Source organism: Streptomyces sp. NPDC087901, assembly GCF_044742205.1.
Taxonomy (GTDB): Bacteria; Actinomycetota; Actinomycetes; order Streptomycetales; family Streptomycetaceae; genus Streptomyces.
On record NZ_JBIUUC010000014.1, the window covers coordinates 1 to 19,046 of the forward strand.

Consider the following 19,046-nt stretch of genomic DNA (forward strand, 5'->3'; position numbering starts at 1 on the left):
TCCAACGTCAGGTCATCGGCGAAATGCCGGTCACCGGTCGCGTCGGGCACGTACTTCACACAGACAACGATCCTCAAGCTCACGCCGGCTCTCCTACTGCATCGTCATTTCCGGGCTGCCTTGTTGCACGCAGCATAGGCGCCTGATGGGGCGATTTCCGGTCGGGGCGACCGACGCTCCGACCGTAATATTACTCGCCAGTACACCCATTGGGTGTCCATTAAGCAAGCGCTTTGCGCTGTGATCTGGCCTACGCCCGGCGCCCAGGTGCCGCGGCGGATCTCAGTCTCGCAGAGCCGTGAACCTGCCCTGGTGATAGACGAGCGGCCTGCCGCCGCCGGCCGGGTCGCCCACGACCGCCTGCGCGATCACGATCCGGTGGTCCCCCGCCGGAATCCGTGCCACGACCCGGCAGACGAGCCAGGCGAGCACGCCGTCCAGCACCGGGACACCTTCCGGTCCGCTGCGCCAATCGGTGGACGGACCGAAGCGGTCGGCACCGCTGCGGGCAAAGGTGGCGGCCAGCTCCCGCTGGTGCTCGCCGAGTATGTGGACGCCGATGTGGTCGGACTCCGCGACGACCGGCCAGCTGGAGGACGAGGTGCCCACGCCGAAGGAGATGAGCGGCGGATCGGCGGCGACGGAGTTGAGGGAGGTGGCGGTGAAGCCCACCGGCCGGTCACCGGCGGCGGTGATCACGGCGACACCGGCGGCGTGCTGCCGGAACACGGAACGCAGGAGGTCCGGGGATGCCGTCCGGGGAGTACCGGTCTCGGGTGATGCCGTCATGGAGATGTCCTTCTGCGCGTCGGATGTGCGGGGCCGTGGATGCTCAGGCATCCGGACAGCGCGCACTCGCGTGGCGGGCGAGGTCGATGTGGACCCGGCCGTAGAGAAGGAGTTCTGGCGGCATAGCGTCAGAGTGACGATGTGTGGCACGTGCAGTCAAGAGCGTCCCACAAGGTGGGAGAAGCATCACGGTCCGTCACATCGCTTGCCCCAGCGCGGCGACGACGTCGACGGTGCGTGGCTGCCCGACAGCCCGGCGGACGACCAGGCCGGAGGCGTCGAGGACCAGAACGGTCGGGGTCCGGCTGATGCCGAGCGCGCGCACAAGAGTGAGATGCGCCTCGGCGTCGATCTCCACATGGGCGACGCCATCGACCATGCCGGCCACCTCCGCGAGGGTGCGGCGGGTGGCCCGGCAGGGCTGACAGAACGCGCTGGAGAACTGGACGAGCGTGGCCCGCTTCCCCAATTCCACGCCGAGTTGGGCTGCATCGAGCCTGTCCGCATGTGCCCGCTCGTCCACCTTCGGCCTCCTGTCAGAGCTCTACGCAAAGGATCAGCACCCGCGGCAGCCTGGGCATTCCCCACCGTTCCACGTGACGAGAATCTCGCGCCTCACGCCCGCCGAGACTGGCCACCACGACGCGTATGGGGCACGATCGGCCCAATGCCGAAAACCTACGGCTGCGTAACTTCCGCCGGGAGAACCCTCCCCAGGCGCTGAAGAAGGGTCTTCTCCAGATGGCAGAACTCGTCTATCGGCCGGTCATCGGCGCCGCTCGTACGTTTTTCAAGGCGCTCGACCTGAAGATCGACACTCAGGGTTCGGAGCACATCCCGAAGACCGGTGGCGCGGTTCTGGTAAGCAACCACATCAGCTATCTGGACTTCATCTTCACCGGGCTCGCGGCGTTGCCACAGAAGCGCCTGGTGCGGTTCATGGCCAAGGAATCGGTGTTCCGGCACAAGGTCTCGGGCCCCTTGATGCGCGGCATGAAGCACATCCCGGTCGACCGCAAGCAGGGCGAGGACGCGTACGAGCACGCGCTGGCCTCCCTGCGTTCCGGTGAGATCGTCGGGGTGTTCCCCGAGGCGACGATCTCGGAGTCCTTCACCCTGAAGAGCTTCAAGTCGGGTGCGGCACGCCTTGCCCAGGAGGCCGGCGTGCCACTGATCCCGATGGCGCTGTGGGGTACCCAGCGCGTGTGGACCAAGGGCCGCCCGCGCAACTTCAAGCGCAGCCACATCCCGGTCACCATCCGGGTCGGTGAGCCGGTGGAGGCCCCCACCGACCAGTACGCGGGCGCGATCACCCGTCGGCTGCGGGAGCGTGTGCAGGAGCTGCTCGAAGCCGCCCAGCGCGCCTACCCGGTACGCCCGAAGGACGCGAATGACACCTGGTGGGTGCCCTCGCATCTCGGGGGTACGGCTCCGACAGCCGCCGAGGTCCGCGAGCGCAGCTGACAGAGCTCTGCGGGGCCGCGGCTGAAACGTCACTCCGGCGTACGGACGCGGCCCCGGCGGGCCCTCCGCGGCCTCGGCGGAGCCCGGCACCGGCCGCTTCCAGCCACTCGTGGTCAGAGCTCTGTGGGCAGCAGGCGCCAGAGCTCCGCCCGGTCGCCGGCCGTCCGCAGGGCGCGCAGAACCTCCGGATGCGGTGCCGCGTAGAGCATCGGGTAGTCCACCTCGTTGAACTCCGGCCGGACAGGCCAGGCCAGCCGCTCCCCGTCCAGCGAGAACCGGGCGTCCACACCCGGCCGGTTGCCCCGCGGGTCCTGTCGGTCCCAGCGCGCCCGGCCGGGAAGCCGCAGTGCGATCAGACCGTGGAGCACTCCGGGATCTCCGTCGTCGTTCGCGAGCCCCTGATAGCAGAGGGCCGCGGGGATACCCTCCGCGCGCAGCAGCGCGGCCAGGGCGTGCGCTTTCGCGTGGCAGATGCCGTTACGGGTGTCGAGGACGTCCGAGGCGCGCCAGGCGACCCGCATGTCACCCGAATCGACGGAGTGGACGACGGTGTCGCGCACGAAGCAGAAGGCCGCCTCGGCGTATGAGTATGCGTCTGTCGACTCGGAACGCAACCGTGCGGCCACCTCACGCACCAGCGGGTGTTCATGGTCGATCGCGTCGTCGACGGCCAGATAAGCAGAGATTTCCGAGACCTGCTGTACGAGCTCCATGGCCGCAGAGCATAAGGAAGCGGTCGACCGGAAGTCAATGGATTTCCGGTCGACCGCATATTCATGCACCAGTGACTACTGTGTAGCCATTTCTTCCTTGAGCGCGAGGACGAACGCGTCGACATCGTCCTCGGTGGTGTCGAAGGCGCACATCCAGCGCACGTCGCCCGCCTTCTCGTCCCAGAAGTAGAACCGGAAGCGCTTCTGCAGCCGCTCGCTCACCGCGTGCGGCAACCGCGCGAACACGGCGTTGGCCTGGACGGGGTAGAGGATCTCCACGCCGCCCACCGCCCGGACGCCCTCGGCGAGGCGCTGGGCCATGCTGTTGGCGTGCCGGGCGTTGCGCAGCCACAGGTCGCCCGCGAGCAGCGCCTCCAGCTGTACCGACACGAAGCGCATCTTGGAGGCGAGCTGCATCGACAGCTTCCGCAGATGCTTCATCGCCCGGACGGCGTCCGGGTTCAGCACCACGACGGCCTCGCCGAAGATGGCCCCGTTCTTCGTCCCGCCGAAGGAGAGCACGTCGACGCCGACGGTGTTGGTGAACGTACGCATCGGAACGTCCAGGGAGGCCGCGGCATTGGCTATCCGGGCCCCGTCCAGGTGGACCTTCATACCGTGCCCGTGCGCGTGCTCGCAGATCGCCCGGATCTCGTCGGGCGTGTAGACCGTGCCCAGCTCGGTGTTCTGGGTGATCGAGACGACCTGCGGCATGGCGCGGTGCTCGTCGTCCCAGCCGTACGCCTGCCGGTCGATGAGCTCCGGTGTGAGCTTGCCGTCCTCGGTGGGCACGGTGAGCAGCTTCAGCCCGCCGACCCGTTCCGGCGCGCCGCCCTCGTCCACGTTGATGTGGGCGGACTCGGCGCAGATGACGGCGCCCCAACGGTCTGTCATCGCCTGGAGCGAGACCACGTTGGCGCCGGTGCCGTTGAAGACCGGAAAGGCCTCGGCCGTGGGCCCGAAGTGGCTGTGCATCACGCGCTGGAGGTGACCGGTGTAGTCGTCCTCGCCGTAGGCGATCTGATGGCCGCCGTTGGCGAGGGCGAGGGCCGCGAGGATCTCCGGGTGGGTCCCCGCGTAGTTGTCACTGGCGAATCCGCGTACCTGCGGATCGTGATGACGACGCGCGTCGGTCCTCACGGTTGCGGGGTCAGCCACAGGCGCTTTCCGTTCACTTCCGGGGCGGGCCTGTCCCAGACGCCGGCGATGGCATCGGCCAGCTCCTTGACGTCGGTGAAGCCCGCGAACTTCGCATTAGGGCGCTCGGCGCGCATCGCGTCGTGCACCAGTGCCTTCACGACCAGGATCGCAGCCGCGCTCTGCGGCCCCTGATCGCCCCCCGCCTTGCGGAAGGCGTCCGCGAGGGCGAGGGTCCAGGCCTCGGCCGCCGCCTTCGAAGCCGCGTAGGCGGCGTTGCCCGCGGTGGGGCTGCTCGCACCGGCAGCACTGATCAGCAGATAGCGGCCGCGGTCGCTGCGCTGCAGACCGCCCTGGAAGGCCAGCGAGGTGCTCTGGACCGTGCGGATCAGCAGCTTCTCCAGCAGCGTCCAGTCGGCGAGGTCGGTCTCGGCGAAGCTCGAGCTGCCGCGCCAGCCCCCCACGAGGTGGACCAGACCGTCGATCCGGCCGAATTCCTTCTCCGTCTTGGCTGCCCATTCACGGGCGGCACCGAGGTCGAGCAGGTCGACGGTGTCCCCGGTGACGGTGGCGCCGCCGTGGGCGTAGCGGGCCGCGTCCACCGCCTCGGCGAGCCGGGTGGCGTTCGCATCCGAGGCGACGACGACCGCGCCCGCCTCGGCGAGGCGGAGCAGTGCCGCCCGGCCGGCCGGGCCGGCCGCGCCCGCGACCGCGACGACAGCGCCTTCGAGGGCGCCGCTCCCGCTGCCCTTGCCGTTTCCGTTCATGGCCACCGCCTCCTCATGACGTGCGCTCACGCGGCCGCCTGCCCGGCGTCCGCGGCGGTGATCCCCTTGGTGGAGGCGATCACGTTCTTCAGTTTCTTGGAGAGCGCCTCATAGAACATGCTCAGGGGAAACTCGTCCGGAAGCACGTCGTCGACGAGCTTGCGGGGCGGCTGGGAGAGGTCCAGTGCATCGGGACCCTTGGCCCAGCGCGACCCGGGGTGCGGCGCGAGATACGTGGCGACCAGGTCGTACGCGGCAAACCAGTGCACCAGCTTGGGGCGGTCGATGCCGTCCCGGTACAGCTTCTCGATCTCGGCGCAGAGCTGGTTGGTGACCTGGGGGGCCCGCTCCCAGTCGATCTTCAGAGTGTTGTCCGTCCAGCGCACGACGTCGTGCTTGTGGAGGTACGCGAAGAGCAGCTGGCCGCCGAGACCGTCGTAGTTGCGGACACGCTCACCGGTGACGGGAAAGCGGAACATCCGGTCGAACAGCACGGCGTACTGCACGTCACGGCCGTGGGCGTTGCCCTCGGACTCCAGCTTCACGGCCTCCTTGAAGGCGGTGAGGTCACAGCGCAGCTCTTCGAGCCCGTACATCCAGAACGGCTGGCGCTGCTTGATCATGAACGGGTCGAACGGCAGGTCGCCGTGGCTGTGGGTGCGGTCGTGGACCATGTCCCAGAGCACGAAGGCCTGCTCGCAGCGCTGCTGGTCGCCGACCATCTCGCGGATGTCCTCGGGCAGCTCGACGCCCAGGAGCTCGACGGAGGCCTCGGTGACGCGGCGGAAGCGGGCGGCCTCGCGGTCGCAGAAGATGCCGCCCCAGCTGAAGCGCTCGGGGGCCTCGCGCACGGCGATGGTCTCAGGGAAGAGCACGGCGGAGTTCGTGTCGTACCCGGAGGTGAAGTCCTCGAAGGTGATGCCGCAGAACAACGGGTTGTCGTAGCGGGTCGCCTCCAGGTCGGCGAGCCACTCGGGCCAGACCATCCGGAGCACGACCGCTTCGAGGTTGCGGTCGGGATTGCCGTTCTGCGTGTACATCGCGAAGACCACGAGGTGCTGGAGCCCGTCGACGCGGCCCTTGGCGGGCTGGAACGCCAGCAGCGAGTCGAGGAAGTCCGGGACGCCGAATCCGTCGGCTGCCCAGCGACGCAGGTCCATGACAAGGGCGCGGTGGTACGCGGCATCATGCGGGAGCAGCGGTGAGAGCTGCTCGACCGCGACGGCCACCCGCTCCAGGGCGGTCTCGGCCGCCGCCGGGGCGGGCGCGCCCTCGGCGTCGAAGTCGATGGAGCCGTCCTTCGACTGCCAGGGGCGGATCTCCTCCACGGCACTCTTGAGCGCGGGCCAGGCCGGGTGCTCGACCACCCGCTGGGCGGAAGCTATGTCGCCGGCGGCGACGTCGTGCACAAGAATTTCCGTCATAACACTTCCTCCACGGGAGAACCTCGCGTCAAGCAACCGTATCTGTGTGCGGCTCCCCGAGACAAGTGGGGTCCTGGAAATTATCCGGCCCACCCCCCATGGTCACCGCGATTTTTCCTGTCAGCCAGCGCCTCGACGAATCCTTCCGTGCACGAGCGAGCTCCGGCAGCGGAGCTGCGGCCGGAAGCAACACGCACACGCCACACCCCTTCGCACGCCTGTCCGGCAACCCCGCGCAGGACACGCTCACGCATGAGTGACAGAGCTCGCGGCGGGCGGGCCCTTGCCGGTAGGACGGACGGCGTCCGCCCCTCGTACGCACTCGGGAGAAGCCGCGCGTGAGCATCCGTGCCGTCCTGGTCGCCGCCGTCATCACCGGATTCCTGCTCGGCACCGCCGACGTCCAGGGACACGGTGCCACTCCCCCGCGCACGGCCGACCCCCACTCCGCGACGGAACACCGGGCAGCCGGATCCACGGTCATGCCGTAGCGCCGCGTGGGTAGGCACACAGGGAGAAGCCGTCGACGGAAGCGAGAGTCCCTTGTCTTTTCTCACCATCGGTCATCGCGGGGTGATGGGTGTCGAGCCGGAGAACACGCTGCGGTCGTTCGTCCACGCCGAACAGGCCGGGATGGACCTCATCGAGCTGGACCTTCATCTGAGCAAGGACGGCGCCCTCGCCGTCATGCACGACGCCGAGGTGGACCGGACGACCGACGGCAAGGGCCCGATCGCCGAGAAGACCCTGGCAGAACTGCGCGAACTCGACGCCGGACAGGGAGAGCGGGTGCCGGTCTTCGAGGAGGTCCTCGACGCCGTGCGCTCCCCGTTGCAGGCGGAGATCAAGGACGTGGCCGCCGCCCGCACCCTGGCCGAGGTGATGCGGCGGCGCGATCTCGTCGACCGCGTCGAAGTGATCTCGTTCCACGACGAGGCGATCGCAGAGATCACCCAGCTGGTGCCGGGGGTGCGGACCGCCCTCGTGGCCAGCCGCTGGGGCAACGACCTGGTGGACCGTGCGAAGGCGGTGGGCGCCACCCGGCTGGTGCTCAACGTCCGGCGCATCACGCTGGAACTGGTCGAGAGGGCCCACGCCGACGGGCTGACGGTGGTCGGCTGGGTGGTCAACACCCAGGACCATCTGCGGCTGGCGCGCGGGCTCGGGCTCGACGGCGCGACCACCGACTTCCCGGAGATCCGCCGCGCGGGCCGTTTCACCGCGTAGCCGGCCCGCGGGATCGTGGTCACCGCACCCGCGGGATCGTGGTCACCGCGTAGCCGGCCCGCAAGCCTGGGGTCAGTCCTCGGGCAGGTCCTTGACCAGCAGTTCGAAGGCGAGGTCGTCGCGCTGCGGGATACCGAAGCGCTCGTCGCCGTACGGGAACGGGCTCAGCTGTCCCGTGCGGCGATAGCCGCGGCGCTCGTACCAGGCGATCAGCTCGTCACGCACAGAGATCACCGTCATGTGCATCTCGCGCGCCCCCCAGCTCTCCCGGACGGTGCGCTCCGCCTCGGCGATGATCACCTTGCCGAGCCCCGAGCCCTGGAGCGAGGGGCGGACCGCGAACATTCCGAAGTAGGCGGCCTCACCGCGGTGTTCGAGCTGGCAGCAGGCGACCGGCGCGCCGTCACGTTCCACTACGAGAAGCCGGCTGCCGGGGTCCTCCACCACGTCGCGCACTCCCTGCGGGTCGGTGCGCTGCCCCTGCAGGATGTCCGCCTCGGTGGTCCACCCCGCGCGGCTGGAGTCACCGCGGTACGCGGACTGGATCAGCTCCACGAGCGCGGGCACGTCCGCGTCGGTCGCGTCGCGGAAGGTCAGCTGACCCGAGTTGCGGGGCGGGGCGGTGTCCATGGTGAGGCTCTCCGTTTCTCTGCTGTCGCCGTGCGGCAGCAGCGTAACTCCCGAGTGCCGGTCCAGGGGCGGGCACCGGTCTCTGCGCTGAGCAGCCGGAACCCGACGAGCCGGCACCTCGGCGCTGCGATTCACCACCGCCGCGCGCTCCCCCTTTACTCCAGTGCGCCGCGTACGGCCGTCCCGGCGCGGGCATCGACTGGACGACGGCGATGTCGTTCGCCCGGGGGGGAGGTTCCGCTGTGCACGGACCTGCGATGTCCGGCTGGCTGCTGATGGCGTTGTGCGCGGTGACGGGCGCGTACTGCCTGCTGCGGGCCCGCGGCAGGAGCGGTGAGGAACGCAGGACGGCGCGAGCGGAGGCGCTGATGGGCTTCGGGATGGCCGCGATGGCGGTGCCGGCCGCCGTCGTCGCACCGCCCGCGTGGGGATGGGCGTCGTACACCGTGCTGTTCGGCGTCGCCGCGTTGCGCGCCCTCTGGTTCTCGCGCCGCAGCGGCCACCATCTGCACCACCTGGTCGGCTCGTCCGCGATGGTCTACATGTCCGTCGTGATGGCGCGGTCCGGCGGGGCGGGACACGGCGGTCACGCATCGCACGCCATGGCCGCCGCAGGGGGCGTTCCCCTGCTGACCGGGCTGCTCCTCGCCTACTACGCCGTATACGTGCTGCGCTCCGGCGCCCGGCTGATTCCGGTACCGGCGACGACGGCCGGGGGCGGAGCCATGGCCGGCGGCCCGCCCCCGGGCGGCTGGGGGGCGCGGCCGGAGCTGGCGCTGGCCTGTCGGCTGACCATGGGGATAGCCATGTTCGCCATGCTGCTCACCCTGTGAGACAGGGGGACCGGCAAACCGTGGCGTACGTCACTTGCTGAGCGCAGCCATACCCGCGCGTGCCATGCCGCTCATAGGCTGACGCCATGTTGGTCTCCCTCGCGCTGCTGCTGCTCGGTGCACTGGCCGCTGTCGTGACCCCGCGTCTGATGGCGCGGGCCGAATGGCCGGAGCGCGAGCCCGTGGTGGCGCTGTGGGTCTGGCAGTGCGTGGTGGCCGGTGTGCTGCTGTCGTTCGGGCTGTCCATGACGTTCAGCGCGGCGGCAGCCTGGCAGGCGGTACGCGGCCAGATGTTCGCACCCGCCCCGCACGCCGTCGTCGAGGCCTACGCACTCGCGGCCTACGGGCCGTGGTCGGCCGTGATGGCCGTACTCCTGGCCCTCGGTGGCGTGTGGACGGCCGCGATGCTGACTCGCGAGATCCGCCGCGTACGCCTGGACCGCCGGCGGCGGCGGGACGAACTCCTGGTGCGCTCACCGCTGCTGCCCGGCGAAGTGCCGGGCAGCGGCCGGCTGGTTGTTCTGGAGGGGGAACGCCCCGACGCCTGGTGGCTGCCCGGCACGGCGCCCCGGCTCGTCATCACCACAGCCGCACTGGGTCGGTTGAAGGGCCGTCAGCTCGATGCGGTGCTCGCTCATGAGCAGGGGCACGCGAACGCGCGCCACGACTGGCTGCTCAACTGCTCGGGGGCGCTGGCATCCGGGTTTCCGCAGGTTCCGGTCTTCGCGGCGTTCCGCGGCGAGATGCACCGGCTCGTCGAACTGGCCGCCGACGACATGGCTTCCCGGCGCTTCGGCCGGCTGACCATCGCCCTGGCTCTGGTCGAACTCAACGAGGACCGTGGAGTGTTCGGTCCCGGCCCGACGCCGGATGCACAGATGCCGTTGCGAGTGAACCGGCTGTTGGCGCCCGCGGGCCGGCTGACGGCCGGCCGTCGGCTGCGGCTGGCCGCGGCAGCCACGCTTCTGCCGGCGATCCCGCTCCTGGTGGCGTTCGTGCCGGCGCTCAGCGCACTGGGGTAGGCAGCCCCGGATACTGGCCGTGCCGGGGCAGGCCCCAGATCACACGGGCGGGCGACTCGGCAGCAGTCCGCCACAGCACGCGCAGAACAGTCCCGACGCGCCGGGATGGCCGTGCGCCCCGCCCGTCGGCAAGGATCCCCTCATGCACTCCCCGCCCCTCACCCCCGCACACCGCGCCCATACCCGCCCTCCGGCACCGTGGGCGGGAATCGTCTGCGGGATCCTCGCCATGGCGCTGCTGGGCCTGGTCGCCGCACGGTGGTCGCCCCTGATGCGGCTGGACCGTGACATCGCCGGAGCCCTGCACCGGCGGGCGGTGACGGAGCCCGGCCTCGTCCATGTGAACCGGGTACTCACGGACTGGCTGTGGGATCCCTGGACGATGCGCGCGCTGATCGCCGTCGCCGTGGTCGTCCTGTGGCGGCGCCGGGACCGGGTTCTCGCGGCCTGGGTGGCGGTGACAAGTCTGGTCTCCAGCCTTCTCCAGCAGGGCATCAAGGCCGCCGTCGGCCGGGAGCGCCCCCGATGGCCCGACCCGGTGGACTCCGCCCACTACGCGGCGTTCCCCTCCGGACACGCGATGACGGCCATGGTGAGCTGCTGTCTGCTGCTGTGGCTCCTGCACCGGTCCGGCACCCGCCCCTGGATCCGGCGGACGGCCCTGGCCGCTGCGGGAATCTCGGTGCTCGGCGTCGGTCTGACCCGGCTCTACCTGGGCGTGCACTGGCCGTCCGACGTACTGGGCGGGTGGCTGCTGGGAGCCGCACTGACCGCCTTCGCGGTAGCCGGATACGAACGGTTCGCCTCCCGCCATCTCACGGACGAGGATGGCTGACCAGGCATCCTTGCCCCGCCCACGGCGCGTCGACGAGGATCGGGCCATGCCGATCAAGGGTGCGCTCTTCGACTTCTCCGGGACACTGTTCCGGATCGAATCCGTCCGTTCCTGGCTCGCCGCGACCCTCGCCGAACGAGAGGTGAGCGTGGACGATGCCGACTTCGAACGGTACGTACAGGAACTGGAGGCCTCCGGCGCGCTGCCGGGCGGCCCCCCTCCGCAGCGGGTACCCGCAGGACTGGCGTCGGCCTGGGCCTCGCGCGACGAGAGCGCGCACCGGCACCGTGAGGCGTACACCGGCCTGGCCCGCCAGGTGGAGCTGCCGGATCCGGGACTCTACGACGCCCTGTACGACCGGCACCGGACCCCGGCCGCCTGGCGTCCGTATCCGGACGCCGAGGAGGTGCTCGCCTCCCTGCGCGACCGGGGCATCGCGATCGGCGTGGTCAGCAACATCGGGTGGGACCTGAGGCCGGTCTTCCGGGCGCACGGTCTGGACGCCTACGTGGAGGCGTATGTCCTGTCCTTCGAGCACGGCATCAAGAAGCCGGACGCACGTCTCTTCCACACGGCCTGCACACTTCTGGGACAGGATCCGACCGATGTGGTGATGGTCGGCGACGACCGGGGCGCGGACGGCGGGGCGTCCGCACTGGGCTGCGAGGTACGGTTCGTGCAGCATGCGCCGGTGGACGAGCGGCCGGACGGGCTGCGGGAGCTCGGACTGGCCACCGAGGTTGCCTGAATGACATGTGAGAGATGTCCCTGACGCGCCATGGGTCGGATTGTCACATCGGGGCCTTAGCCTGGTAGCTATGCCCCCGACTCCGTGCCCGTCCGGTTCCGTGCGTTCCGCCGCAATGGTGAATGAAGACATTCGCGACCTGTGGCAGCGCTCGGGCGGATGCCTGTCCCCGGAGGACGAGGAGGAGTACCAGCGACTGCTGGTCGAGTGGGCCGCGGCCACCGGCGGCAGCGCCAGGTCCGCAGCCTGAGCCACCTGCGCCGCCTGAGCCACCTGCGCCGCGCGAGCCACCAGCGGCACAACGGCCGGCGCAGGTCCGGCCTGCCAGTCTGATCTGCTGCGGAGCCGTGTTTACGGTTCGCTGTGCGGCGGCCGTCGGCGCGCCGCACCCTGGAGGCATGACTTCTCCGCCGATCGTGATATTCCGGCCGTCCCCCTCCGGCGGGCGGCGCGTCACCGTGCAGCGCGACGGGCGGGTCCAGATACTCGGTCTCGCACACTCGGATCACGATGTGATCGTGTTCCTGGAGGGTGCGGGGCTGGACGACCCCGAACGGATTCTGGACAGCCCCGAGTGGGTCGAATGGCGGGGCGGCCGGGCGCACCGGTACGAGGCCGCCTGAGACGTCTGATTCCGGCGATCCCCTGCGTCGCCGGAACCAGCCGGTCACCCCGGCCGGCCGCGCCGGCCGAGGACCGCGCGACGGACTGCGTACGTCAGCCGGCCGGTGCGGGGGTACAGCATGTCCCGGCGTGGCGGATCGGTCAATGAACACACACGCCGCACGAAAGCCGGTCCCGCCGGGCGGAGACCCGGGCGGGACCGGCTGTACGGTCCGGCGGTCGGCCGGCCACCGGGTTCAGCGGCCGGCCGACCGGCGGGCACAGCAGACTCAGAAGGTTCAGCGGTCGAAGTAGTCGGGCTGCGTCTGGACATTGAGCTCGTCCGTCCGCACCCGCTTCGCCGGGTCCGTCCGCCGGTCGTCGATCTTCAGGACGTCGAAGCCCTTGGCTATGTCGTTGGAGTAGATGTAGCCGTTGTAGTAGTACGCCGACCACGGACCGGCCGTGGTGACCTCGTCGGTACTGACGGGACCGCGCTCGAAGAAGCCGATCTCCTTCGGGTGGGACGAGTCGGTGAAGTCCCACACCGAGACACCGCCCTGGTACCAGGCCTGGACCATCAGGTCGCGGCCCTTGACCGGAATGATCGAACCGTTGTGGGCGACACAGACCTCGGTGTCGGCCTGCGGACGGTCGATCTTGAAGTAGCTGCGGAAGACGAGCTTGCGGTGGTCGCCCTTGCCCACGATGTCGTAGATGCCGTCGGCCCCGCGCTTCGGGCCGATCTCCTCGTTGCAGGTGGCCGCGCCGCCGCCGCCGAGCTCGTCGGTGAAGACGACCTTGTCCGCCCGCTGGTTGAACGTCGCGGAGTGCCAGAACGCGAAGTTCACGTTGTCCTGCACCCGGTCGATGATCTTCGGGTTCTCAGGGTCCTTGATGGAGAACAGCAGACCGTCCCCCATGCAGGCACCGGCGGCCAGGTCCTTGGACGGCAGCACGGTGATGTCGTGGCAGCCCGTGGTCTTGGAGACGCCGGGGTTGGTGGGACCGCCCGGGTTCCCGCCGTCCGGGAAGAGGACCGGGAAGTTCACGATGCGGGCCTCTTCGGGTGCCTTGCGCGGCACCTTGATAACGGATATCCCGTCGTGCGGCGGCTGGCAGTCCGGGAACGTCGTGTTCGGTGAGTACGAGGAGACGTACACGTAGACGTTGTTGCGCTCCGGGACCAGCGTGTGGGTGTGCGATCCGCACGCGGTCTCGACGGCGGCGACGTACTTCGGGTTGCGCTTGTCGCTGATGTCGAAGACCTTCATGCCCTCCCAGGAGGACTTCTCCGTGGCGGGCTGGGTGGTGCTGGAGCACGAGTTGTCACTGCGCGAGGAGTCCGTGGACAGGAACAGCAGGTTCCCGGATACGGAGATGTCGTTCTGCGATCCCGGACACAGGACCTGGGCGACCGTGCGCGGCACCTTCGGATTGCTGATGTCGAAGATCCGGAAGCCGTCGTAGTTTCCGGCGAAGGCGTACTTCCCCTGGAAGGCCAGGTCCGTGTTCAGCCCCTGGAGTGCGTCCTTGGGGACATTGGCGAGGTGGGTGATGTTGCGGCTGTGGACGATCTCGTCCACTCCGGGTACCTCACCGCTCGCGATCGCGGCGGCCGCCTCCGCCTGCCGGCTCGCGGAGACATCGGTTCGGCTCGTGGTCGCGTCACCGGGATCAGGTGTCGCGGCCGCGGGCCCGGCCATAAGCAGAGTGGCGAAGAGCCCGGCGGCGGCTGCCGCCACGCCCAGACGTCTGCGCCGCACCGGGATGGTGTGCAACGAGGTCACTGCGTCCTCCCATGGATCCGTATGTAGTTGACCGGTTCACGGACTCCGGCAGTATCGTCCTTGCCATGGGCATCTCAACAGATGGCAACAGAGACGTAATGAAAGTTTTTGATCAAAGCTGTGCGTTGACGTGCTAGGACAGAGCGCAATCACTCCTACTCCAACGGAGGTCGCTTTGTTGATTTGCCGTCAGACCCTGCGGTTCCGTGGATTCGCCCTCGGTGTGGCCGTCGCGGCAGCCGTGCTCACCTCGGCCGGCTGCGACGCGGGGAGTGGTGACAGCGGCTCGAAGTCCGGTGCCCACGAGGCCGGTTCGGTCGTGGCGCCCGGGAAGCCGGGCGAACCCGCACGGACGCTCTCCCCCTCGGAGGCCGTCAAGGAGGCCGGGGTGGACACCCCCAACTCGGCGGACGTCCGGTATGTCCAGCTCATGATTCAACACCACGCACAGGCACTGGAGTTGACGGCACTCGTTCCCACCCGCTCCCGCTCGGCCACGGTCAAGAGGCTCGCCGAACGCATCACCGCCGCCCAGCAGCCCGAGATCGGGGCGATGGAGGGGTGGCTCAGCCGCAACGGCATGTCCGGGCAGTCCGGCAAGCACGACCACGGTGCGATGCCCGGCATGGCGACGGCCGGCCAGCTGGAGGAGCTCAGGGCCGCGAAGGGGACTGCCTTCGATCAGTTGTTCCTCAAGCTGATGATCACCCACCACCAGGGGGCGGTCACCATGGCGACCGACGTCCTGTCAGAGGGGAACAATGTGCAGGTCGAGGAGATGGCCGGCGACGTCGTGGCCCAGCAGACCACCGAGATCAACCGGATGCGCGCTCTCTCCTCCTGAGGACTGACGGCACCGGAAGCGCACATCTTCCCCAAGAGCACGGGGCGCGCCTCTCCCCCGCCGGGCCCGCCGGTGCGATGCTGGAGACACCCTCAGGGAAGAGGTGCGCCGTGCTTCGTGTCGCCGTCGTCGGCTCGGGCCCCAGCGGGGTCTACACCGCCCAGGCCCTGGTGGCCCAGACCCTGGTGCCCGATGTGAGGGTGCATGTCCTGGACCGGCTGCCCTGTCCGTACGGACTCGTGCGGTACGGCGTCGCACCGGACCACGAGAAGATCAAATCGCTACAGCAGAGTCTGCGGGCCGTCCTGGAGCACGAGCACGTCACATTCATCGGCAATGTCGGCGTGGGCGGGGACGGAGTGCCGCCCGGGCGGCTGGCCGAGCTCTACGACGCGGTCGTCTACTGCGTCGGAGCGGCCACGGACCGCCCGCTGGGCATCCCCGGCGAGGAACTGCCCGGCAGCCACTCGGCGACCGAGTTCGTCTCCTGGTACAGCGCCCACCCGGATACGGCCGCCGGCCGCTTCGCGCTGCGCGCCCGTTCGGCCGTCGTGATCGGCGTCGGCAACGTGGCGGTCGACGTGGCGCGGATCCTCGCACGGGGTGCCGATGAGCTGCGGCCCACCGACGTGCCGCAGCCCGCGCTCGGTGTGCTGGCGGAAAGCCGGGTGCGCGAGGTGCACATGGCGGGCAGGCGGGGCCCCTCCCAGGCGCGGTTCACCACCAAGGAGCTCCGCGAGCTCGGCGGGCTGCCCGGGGCCCGGATGGTCGTGGACCCCGCGGAGCTCGCCCTGGACCCGGCGTACAGCGGCACGGACCCGGACTCCCCGCCGCTGCCGGCGCTGGTACGGCGCAACCTCGACGTGCTGCGCGGATGGGCCAGTGAGGCGCCCGGGGCGGGCGACAACCGGCCCAGGACCATCGGGCTGCGGTTCTTCCTGCGCCCGGTCGAGCTCCTGGAGCGCGACGGCCGGGTGGCCGGTGTCAGGTTCGCCCGGACGGCCCCGGACGGCAACGGCGGGGTGCGCGACACCGGTACGTACGAGGAGATCGGCGCCGAGCTCGTCCTGCGGGCTGTCGGCTACCGGGGCATGCCGCTCCCCGGGCTTCCGTTCGACGCGGTGCACGGGACCGTACCCCACCGGGCCGGACGGGTGCTGAGGGACGGGGTGGCGTCGCCCGGGGAGTACGTCGCGGGGTGGATCAAGCGCGGACCCTCGGGTGTCATCGGGTCGAACCGTTCGTGCGCGAAGGAGACCGTCGCGTCGCTGATCGAGGACGCACCGCTGCTCGTGGGGCGCGCGTCGGCCCCGGATCCACTGGCCGTGCTCCGGTCCTGGGGGCTGCGGCCGGTGGAGTGGGACGGCTGGCTGTCGATCGAGCGGGCGGAGGCGACCCTGGGGCGCTCGCTCGGCCGGGGGTCGGTGAAGATCCCGGACTGGCCGGGGTTGATGGGGGCGGCAGGGGGCGGCGATCCGGTGTGACGGCCGGGCGCGGTGGCCGGCCTGGAGCAGCCCTGGACCGTCAGCCCGCCTCGAGGCGGTCCGCCTGGAGGTTCGCCGCTTCGAGCACGCGGTCGAGCAGCCCGGGGAAGAGCGCCTCCAGGTCCTCGCGCCGGAGCCCGTTCATCTTGGCCGTCCCGCGGTAGATCTGCTGGACGATGCCGCTCTCGCGGAGCACCCGGAAGTGGTGCGTGCTGGTGGACTTGGTCACCGGGAGGTCGAACCGGGAGCAGGTGAGCTCGTCGTCGGCGGCAGCCAGTTCGCGGACCACACACAGACGCACCGGGTCCGAGAGCGCGTGCAGGACCGACTCCAGCCTGATCTCGCCCCGCGCGGGATGGGCCAGCGTGCGGGCGCCGGCTGCCGGGGCGGTGACTGCCTGGTCGGTGGCGCTGGCAGGGGTCACGGTCGCTCCGCATCGTCGCTTCGTCCGGGGCTCACCATAATACGAGCCCTGTCGTAGTTAGCCGAATGAGGACAGAATCCGACCTGATGGACGAATAGCGTGGTGTGAAAGCCGGGCACGGGCCCGGCCCCCTCAGGAGGCGCAGTCGGATGACGGACACCCCGCAGAGCGCACGTCCCTTCGCGCGGACCGCCGAGCTCGAATCATGGCTTGAGCAGCACCACGCCGACCGGACCGGGCTCTGGTTGAAGATCGCCAAGCGCAACTCCGGCGTGGAGTCGGTGAGTGCTGCCGAAGTCATCGATTCCGTGCTGTGCTTCGGCTGGATCGACGGGCAGCGCAAGTCCTTCGACGAGGTGTACTACCTCCAGCGGATCACGCCCCACCGCCGCCGGAGCCCGTGGTCACTGATCAACGTGGAGAAGGTCGAGGCGCTGACCGAAGCCGGGCGGATGCGTGCGGCAGGCCTCGCCGAGGTCGAGGCGGCACAGTCGGACGGGCGGTGGGCGGCGGCGTACCCCTCACAGAGCAAGGCCACCGTCCCGGCCGACCTCGCCGCGGCCCTGGAGGCGGACGAGCCGGCGCGGCTCTTCTACGAGCAGCTCAGCAGGTCGGACCGCTATCTGGTGCTCCTGCGTCTCATGACGGCGACGAGCCCCGAAGTCAGGACGGCCCGCCTCCAGAGGGCCGTGGCCTCTCTGGCGGCGGGCCGGAAGGTCCGCTGACGTCGGGTCAGCCGCTCAGCAGCTCCGGGTCCTTGGCGAGCGAGGCGAGCCGACCGGCGGGGTCGGCGACCAGTCTGCGCGTCGTCAGGTCGAGGATGCCGGCCACGCCCGTGATCTCGGCCGCCACCGTGCCGTCCTCCTTGAGGATCTGCTGGGCGACCGTGAACGTCTTTCCCTGCCCGTAGTCGAACCGGCAGGAGACCCGTACCCGTTCCCCGCCCCGCAGCTCCCTGCGGAACTTGACCGTGACCTCCAGCGCGACGGGCCCCACTCCATCGGCCAGCAGCTTCTCCTGGGGCAGTCCGGCGGCCCGCAGCAGCTCCCAGCGCGCGTGCTCGGCGTACTGGAGATAGACGGCCTGGTTCAGATGTCCCTGCGTATCGAGCTCGTAGCCCCGTACGGTCACGTCCACAAAAAAGGTCATGGACATCGAAACAGCCTGTCCCATTCCCGCATTCCCGCACCGGCCCGCCCGCCCGGGTGGCGCGTCGGTTCAGTCCGTCGCCGCGGTGAGGTGCGGGAACCTCAGCTCGGTGCGGCTGGAGAAGACTTCGTCGGGGCGCAGGACGGTGCCGGGGTAGCCGGGCCTGTTGGGTGAGTCGGGCAGGTGCTGGGTCTCCAGACAGACGGCGCTGTGGCGTTCGTGACGCCCGCCGTCGGGGGCGGCCAGGGTGCCGTCCAGCTGGTTGGCGGTGTAGACCTGGATGCCCGGTTCGGTGGTCCACACCTCCATGATCCGCTCGGCGCCGGGGGCGGTCAGCCGGGCTGCCCGGCGCAGGCCGGCCGGTGTGCCGGAACCGTCGAGGACCCAGCAGTGGTCGAAGCCGCCGGCTCGGCGCAGTTGCTCGTCCGGGAGCGCGATGCGTTCTCCGATGCCGTGCGGGGCGGTGAGGTCGAACGGGGTGTCGTACACCGCCTCGGCGGGGCCTTCCGGGATGCCCTCGTCGTCGACGGGGAGGTAGCTTCCGGCGTCCACCTGGAGCGTGTGCCCGCGGATGTCGCCCTGTGCGGCGAGGTCGAAGTAGGCGTGGTTGGTGAGGTTGACGACGGTGGGCCGGTCCGTGGTGGCGGTGTAGTCGAGGGCGAGGGTGCCCGCCGTGTCGAGGGTGTACGTCACGGCGACGTCCAGCGCACCGGGGAAGCCCATGTCGCCGTCGGGACTGTGCAGGGTGAGCCGGAGCACCGCGGCCGTGTCGGTGGCCTCACCGGCGGCTTGCCAGACGCGGGTGTGGAAGCCGTCCGGGCCGCCGTGCAGGGCGTGGCCCCGGTCGGTGGCCGGGATCCGGTACGCCACCCCGTCGAGGACGAAGCGGCCCCGCGCGATGCGGTTGGCGAAGCGTCCGATGAGGGCACCGAAGAACGGGTTCTTGCCGGTGTAGTCGTCGAGGGAGACCAGCGACCGCACCACCGACGCGGGCGCGCCCCCGGTGTCCGGCACGGTGAGACGGTGCAGGATGCCGCCGTAGGTGAGAATCTCGGCCCGGACCCCGGTTCCGGAGTCGAGCGTCCAGACATCGACGTCCGTGGGCCCGTGGGCGCCGAACGGTGTGCGGTTCACGGTGGGGCGAGGCATCAGAGATCCTTGGG

Annotated in this window: 23 protein-coding genes and 1 pseudogene; 12 read left to right on the plus strand and 12 right to left on the minus strand. The window is 70.0% G+C overall.

Annotated features, from left to right (window positions below; translation table 11 throughout):
- The 3 genes and pseudogenes from ACIOEW_RS32295 to ACIOEW_RS32305 form a co-directional block, all read right to left on the minus strand.
- Positions 1 to 83, minus strand: a pseudogene (locus ACIOEW_RS32295) (electron transfer flavoprotein subunit beta); the annotation flags it as partial.
- Between the two features lie 199 nt (positions 84 to 282).
- A complete protein-coding gene (locus ACIOEW_RS32300; RefSeq protein ID WP_362552755.1) occupies positions 283 to 789 on the minus strand; it encodes a flavin reductase family protein in 507 nt (168 codons plus the stop codon).
- A gap of 196 nt (positions 790 to 985) precedes the next feature.
- On the minus strand, positions 986 to 1,312 hold the full coding sequence (locus tag ACIOEW_RS32305) for a thioredoxin family protein (RefSeq protein WP_362552758.1): 327 nt from the start codon (positions 1,310 to 1,312) through the stop codon (positions 986 to 988).
- Positions 1,313 to 1,530: 218 nt separating this feature from the next.
- On the opposite strand from ACIOEW_RS32305, the gene ACIOEW_RS32310 reads away from it, so the two are divergent.
- On the plus strand, positions 1,531 to 2,253 hold the full coding sequence (locus ACIOEW_RS32310) for a lysophospholipid acyltransferase family protein (RefSeq protein WP_401968151.1): 723 nt from the start codon (positions 1,531 to 1,533) through the stop codon (positions 2,251 to 2,253).
- A 113-nt stretch (positions 2,254 to 2,366) separates the two neighbouring features.
- On the opposite strand, the gene ACIOEW_RS32315 is transcribed toward ACIOEW_RS32310, so the two are convergent.
- From ACIOEW_RS32315 to ACIOEW_RS32330, 4 genes are all read right to left on the minus strand, one after another.
- Positions 2,367 to 2,966, minus strand: a complete 600-nt coding sequence (locus ACIOEW_RS32315) for a transglutaminase domain-containing protein (protein ID WP_362552764.1) — start codon at positions 2,964 to 2,966, stop codon at positions 2,367 to 2,369.
- Positions 2,967 to 3,041: 75 nt separating this feature from the next.
- The gene (locus ACIOEW_RS32320; protein WP_401968468.1) at positions 3,042 to 4,106 is read right to left on the minus strand and encodes a threonine aldolase family protein; all 1,065 of its coding nucleotides are present in this window, start codon (positions 4,104 to 4,106) and stop codon (positions 3,042 to 3,044) included.
- A complete protein-coding gene (locus tag ACIOEW_RS32325; protein ID WP_362552944.1) occupies positions 4,103 to 4,870 on the minus strand; it encodes an SDR family NAD(P)-dependent oxidoreductase in 768 nt (255 codons plus the stop codon). The genes ACIOEW_RS32320 and ACIOEW_RS32325 overlap by 4 nt, the downstream gene beginning before the upstream one ends.
- A 26-nt stretch (positions 4,871 to 4,896) precedes the next feature.
- On the minus strand, positions 4,897 to 6,294 hold the full coding sequence (locus ACIOEW_RS32330) for a DUF6421 family protein (RefSeq protein ID WP_401968154.1): 1,398 nt from the start codon (positions 6,292 to 6,294) through the stop codon (positions 4,897 to 4,899).
- 338 nt (positions 6,295 to 6,632) lie between these two features.
- Between ACIOEW_RS32330 and ACIOEW_RS32335 the strand changes: the two genes are divergently transcribed.
- The gene (locus ACIOEW_RS32335; RefSeq protein ID WP_401968157.1) at positions 6,633 to 6,785 is read left to right on the plus strand and encodes a hypothetical protein; all 153 of its coding nucleotides are present in this window, start codon (positions 6,633 to 6,635) and stop codon (positions 6,783 to 6,785) included.
- Positions 6,786 to 6,837: 52 nt separating this feature from the next.
- Complete coding sequence (locus ACIOEW_RS32340; RefSeq protein WP_401968159.1) at positions 6,838 to 7,521, plus strand: glycerophosphodiester phosphodiesterase; 684 nt, start codon at positions 6,838 to 6,840, stop codon at positions 7,519 to 7,521.
- A gap of 72 nt (positions 7,522 to 7,593) precedes the next feature.
- On the opposite strand, the gene ACIOEW_RS32345 is transcribed toward ACIOEW_RS32340, so the two are convergent.
- Complete coding sequence (locus ACIOEW_RS32345; RefSeq protein ID WP_362552776.1) at positions 7,594 to 8,151, minus strand: GNAT family N-acetyltransferase; 558 nt, start codon at positions 8,149 to 8,151, stop codon at positions 7,594 to 7,596.
- A gap of 242 nt (positions 8,152 to 8,393) precedes the next feature.
- Between ACIOEW_RS32345 and ACIOEW_RS32350 the strand changes: the two genes are divergently transcribed.
- The 6 genes from ACIOEW_RS32350 (at position 8,394) to ACIOEW_RS32375 (ending at position 12,212) form a co-directional block, all read left to right on the plus strand.
- Positions 8,394 to 8,984 carry a DUF5134 domain-containing protein gene (locus ACIOEW_RS32350; protein WP_401968162.1) on the plus strand — a complete coding sequence of 197 codons (591 nt, stop codon included), beginning with the start codon at positions 8,394 to 8,396 and terminating at the stop codon, positions 8,982 to 8,984.
- An 86-nt stretch (positions 8,985 to 9,070) separates the two neighbouring features.
- Positions 9,071 to 10,006 (plus strand): M56 family metallopeptidase, encoded by a 936-nt coding sequence (locus ACIOEW_RS32355; RefSeq protein ID WP_362552782.1) that lies wholly within the window; start codon positions 9,071 to 9,073, stop codon positions 10,004 to 10,006.
- 142 nt (positions 10,007 to 10,148) lie between these two features.
- On the plus strand, positions 10,149 to 10,841 hold the full coding sequence (locus ACIOEW_RS32360) for a phosphatase PAP2 family protein (protein ID WP_401968165.1): 693 nt from the start codon (positions 10,149 to 10,151) through the stop codon (positions 10,839 to 10,841).
- A gap of 46 nt (positions 10,842 to 10,887) precedes the next feature.
- Complete coding sequence (locus ACIOEW_RS32365) at positions 10,888 to 11,589, plus strand: HAD family hydrolase (RefSeq protein ID WP_401968167.1); 702 nt, start codon at positions 10,888 to 10,890, stop codon at positions 11,587 to 11,589.
- A gap of 70 nt (positions 11,590 to 11,659) precedes the next feature.
- Entirely contained in the window at positions 11,660 to 11,839 is a 180-nt protein-coding gene (locus ACIOEW_RS32370) for a hypothetical protein (protein ID WP_362552791.1), read from the plus strand.
- Between the two features lie 148 nt (positions 11,840 to 11,987).
- The gene (locus ACIOEW_RS32375) at positions 11,988 to 12,212 is read left to right on the plus strand and encodes a hypothetical protein (RefSeq protein ID WP_266775677.1); all 225 of its coding nucleotides are present in this window, start codon (positions 11,988 to 11,990) and stop codon (positions 12,210 to 12,212) included.
- 279 nt (positions 12,213 to 12,491) lie between these two features.
- Here ACIOEW_RS32375 and ACIOEW_RS32380 read toward each other — a convergent pair whose 3' ends face one another.
- Positions 12,492 to 13,982: an LVIVD repeat-containing protein gene (locus ACIOEW_RS32380; RefSeq protein ID WP_401968170.1), complete on the minus strand. Its 1,491-nt coding sequence runs from the start codon at positions 13,980 to 13,982 to the stop codon at positions 12,492 to 12,494.
- A 175-nt stretch (positions 13,983 to 14,157) separates the two neighbouring features.
- Here ACIOEW_RS32380 and ACIOEW_RS32385 point away from each other — a divergent pair, with 175 nt between their 5' ends.
- Both ACIOEW_RS32385 and ACIOEW_RS32390 read left to right on the plus strand, forming a co-directional pair.
- Positions 14,158 to 14,826 carry a DUF305 domain-containing protein gene (locus ACIOEW_RS32385; RefSeq protein ID WP_362552796.1) on the plus strand — a complete coding sequence of 223 codons (669 nt, stop codon included), beginning with the start codon at positions 14,158 to 14,160 and terminating at the stop codon, positions 14,824 to 14,826.
- 110 nt (positions 14,827 to 14,936) lie between these two features.
- Positions 14,937 to 16,310, plus strand: a complete 1,374-nt coding sequence (locus tag ACIOEW_RS32390; RefSeq protein WP_401968173.1) for an FAD-dependent oxidoreductase — start codon at positions 14,937 to 14,939, stop codon at positions 16,308 to 16,310.
- Positions 16,311 to 16,350: 40 nt separating this feature from the next.
- Here the strand turns inward: ACIOEW_RS32390 and ACIOEW_RS32395 are convergent, their stop codons facing one another.
- Positions 16,351 to 16,734 (minus strand): ArsR/SmtB family transcription factor, encoded by a 384-nt coding sequence (locus ACIOEW_RS32395; RefSeq protein WP_401968175.1) that lies wholly within the window; start codon positions 16,732 to 16,734, stop codon positions 16,351 to 16,353.
- Between the two features lie 149 nt (positions 16,735 to 16,883).
- Between ACIOEW_RS32395 and ACIOEW_RS32400 the strand changes: the two genes are divergently transcribed.
- Positions 16,884 to 17,459, plus strand: coding sequence for a YdeI family protein (locus ACIOEW_RS32400; RefSeq protein WP_401968177.1), 576 nt, complete (start codon positions 16,884 to 16,886; stop codon positions 17,457 to 17,459).
- 7 nt (positions 17,460 to 17,466) lie between these two features.
- Here the strand turns inward: ACIOEW_RS32400 and ACIOEW_RS32405 are convergent, their stop codons facing one another.
- Positions 17,467 to 17,883 carry a thioesterase family protein gene (locus tag ACIOEW_RS32405; protein WP_362552947.1) on the minus strand — a complete coding sequence of 139 codons (417 nt, stop codon included), beginning with the start codon at positions 17,881 to 17,883 and terminating at the stop codon, positions 17,467 to 17,469.
- 69 nt (positions 17,884 to 17,952) lie between these two features.
- Entirely contained in the window at positions 17,953 to 19,032 is a 1,080-nt protein-coding gene (locus ACIOEW_RS32410; protein ID WP_401968179.1) for an aldose epimerase family protein, read from the minus strand.
- Between the last annotated feature and the right edge of the window lie 14 nt (positions 19,033 to 19,046).

What these genes read in the sequence shown, in the direction of transcription:
- ACIOEW_RS32300 (WP_362552755.1), bottom strand. Translation starts at nt 789, where the DNA reads ATGACGGCATCACCCGAGACCGGTACTCCCCGGACGGCATCCCCGGAC.
- ACIOEW_RS32310 (WP_401968151.1), top strand. Translation starts at nt 1,531, where the DNA reads ATGGCAGAACTCGTCTATCGGCCGGTCATCGGCGCCGCTCGTACGTTT.
- ACIOEW_RS32315 (WP_362552764.1), bottom strand. Translation starts at nt 2,966, where the DNA reads ATGGAGCTCGTACAGCAGGTCTCGGAAATCTCTGCTTATCTGGCCGTC.
- ACIOEW_RS32325 (WP_362552944.1), bottom strand. Translation starts at nt 4,870, where the DNA reads ATGAACGGAAACGGCAAGGGCAGCGGGAGCGGCGCCCTCGAAGGCGCT.
- ACIOEW_RS32330 (WP_401968154.1), bottom strand. Translation starts at nt 6,294, where the DNA reads ATGACGGAAATTCTTGTGCACGACGTCGCCGCCGGCGACATAGCTTCC.
- ACIOEW_RS32345 (WP_362552776.1), bottom strand. Translation starts at nt 8,151, where the DNA reads ATGGACACCGCCCCGCCCCGCAACTCGGGTCAGCTGACCTTCCGCGAC.
- ACIOEW_RS32355 (WP_362552782.1), top strand. Translation starts at nt 9,071, where the DNA reads ATGTTGGTCTCCCTCGCGCTGCTGCTGCTCGGTGCACTGGCCGCTGTC.
- ACIOEW_RS32360 (WP_401968165.1), top strand. Translation starts at nt 10,149, where the DNA reads ATGCACTCCCCGCCCCTCACCCCCGCACACCGCGCCCATACCCGCCCT.
- ACIOEW_RS32365 (WP_401968167.1), top strand. Translation starts at nt 10,888, where the DNA reads ATGCCGATCAAGGGTGCGCTCTTCGACTTCTCCGGGACACTGTTCCGG.
- ACIOEW_RS32370 (WP_362552791.1), top strand. Translation starts at nt 11,660, where the DNA reads ATGCCCCCGACTCCGTGCCCGTCCGGTTCCGTGCGTTCCGCCGCAATG.
- ACIOEW_RS32375 (WP_266775677.1), top strand. Translation starts at nt 11,988, where the DNA reads ATGACTTCTCCGCCGATCGTGATATTCCGGCCGTCCCCCTCCGGCGGG.
- ACIOEW_RS32400 (WP_401968177.1), top strand. Translation starts at nt 16,884, where the DNA reads ATGACGGACACCCCGCAGAGCGCACGTCCCTTCGCGCGGACCGCCGAG.
- ACIOEW_RS32405 (WP_362552947.1), bottom strand. Translation starts at nt 17,883, where the DNA reads ATGACCTTTTTTGTGGACGTGACCGTACGGGGCTACGAGCTCGATACG.
- ACIOEW_RS32410 (WP_401968179.1), bottom strand. Translation starts at nt 19,032, where the DNA reads ATGCCTCGCCCCACCGTGAACCGCACACCGTTCGGCGCCCACGGGCCC.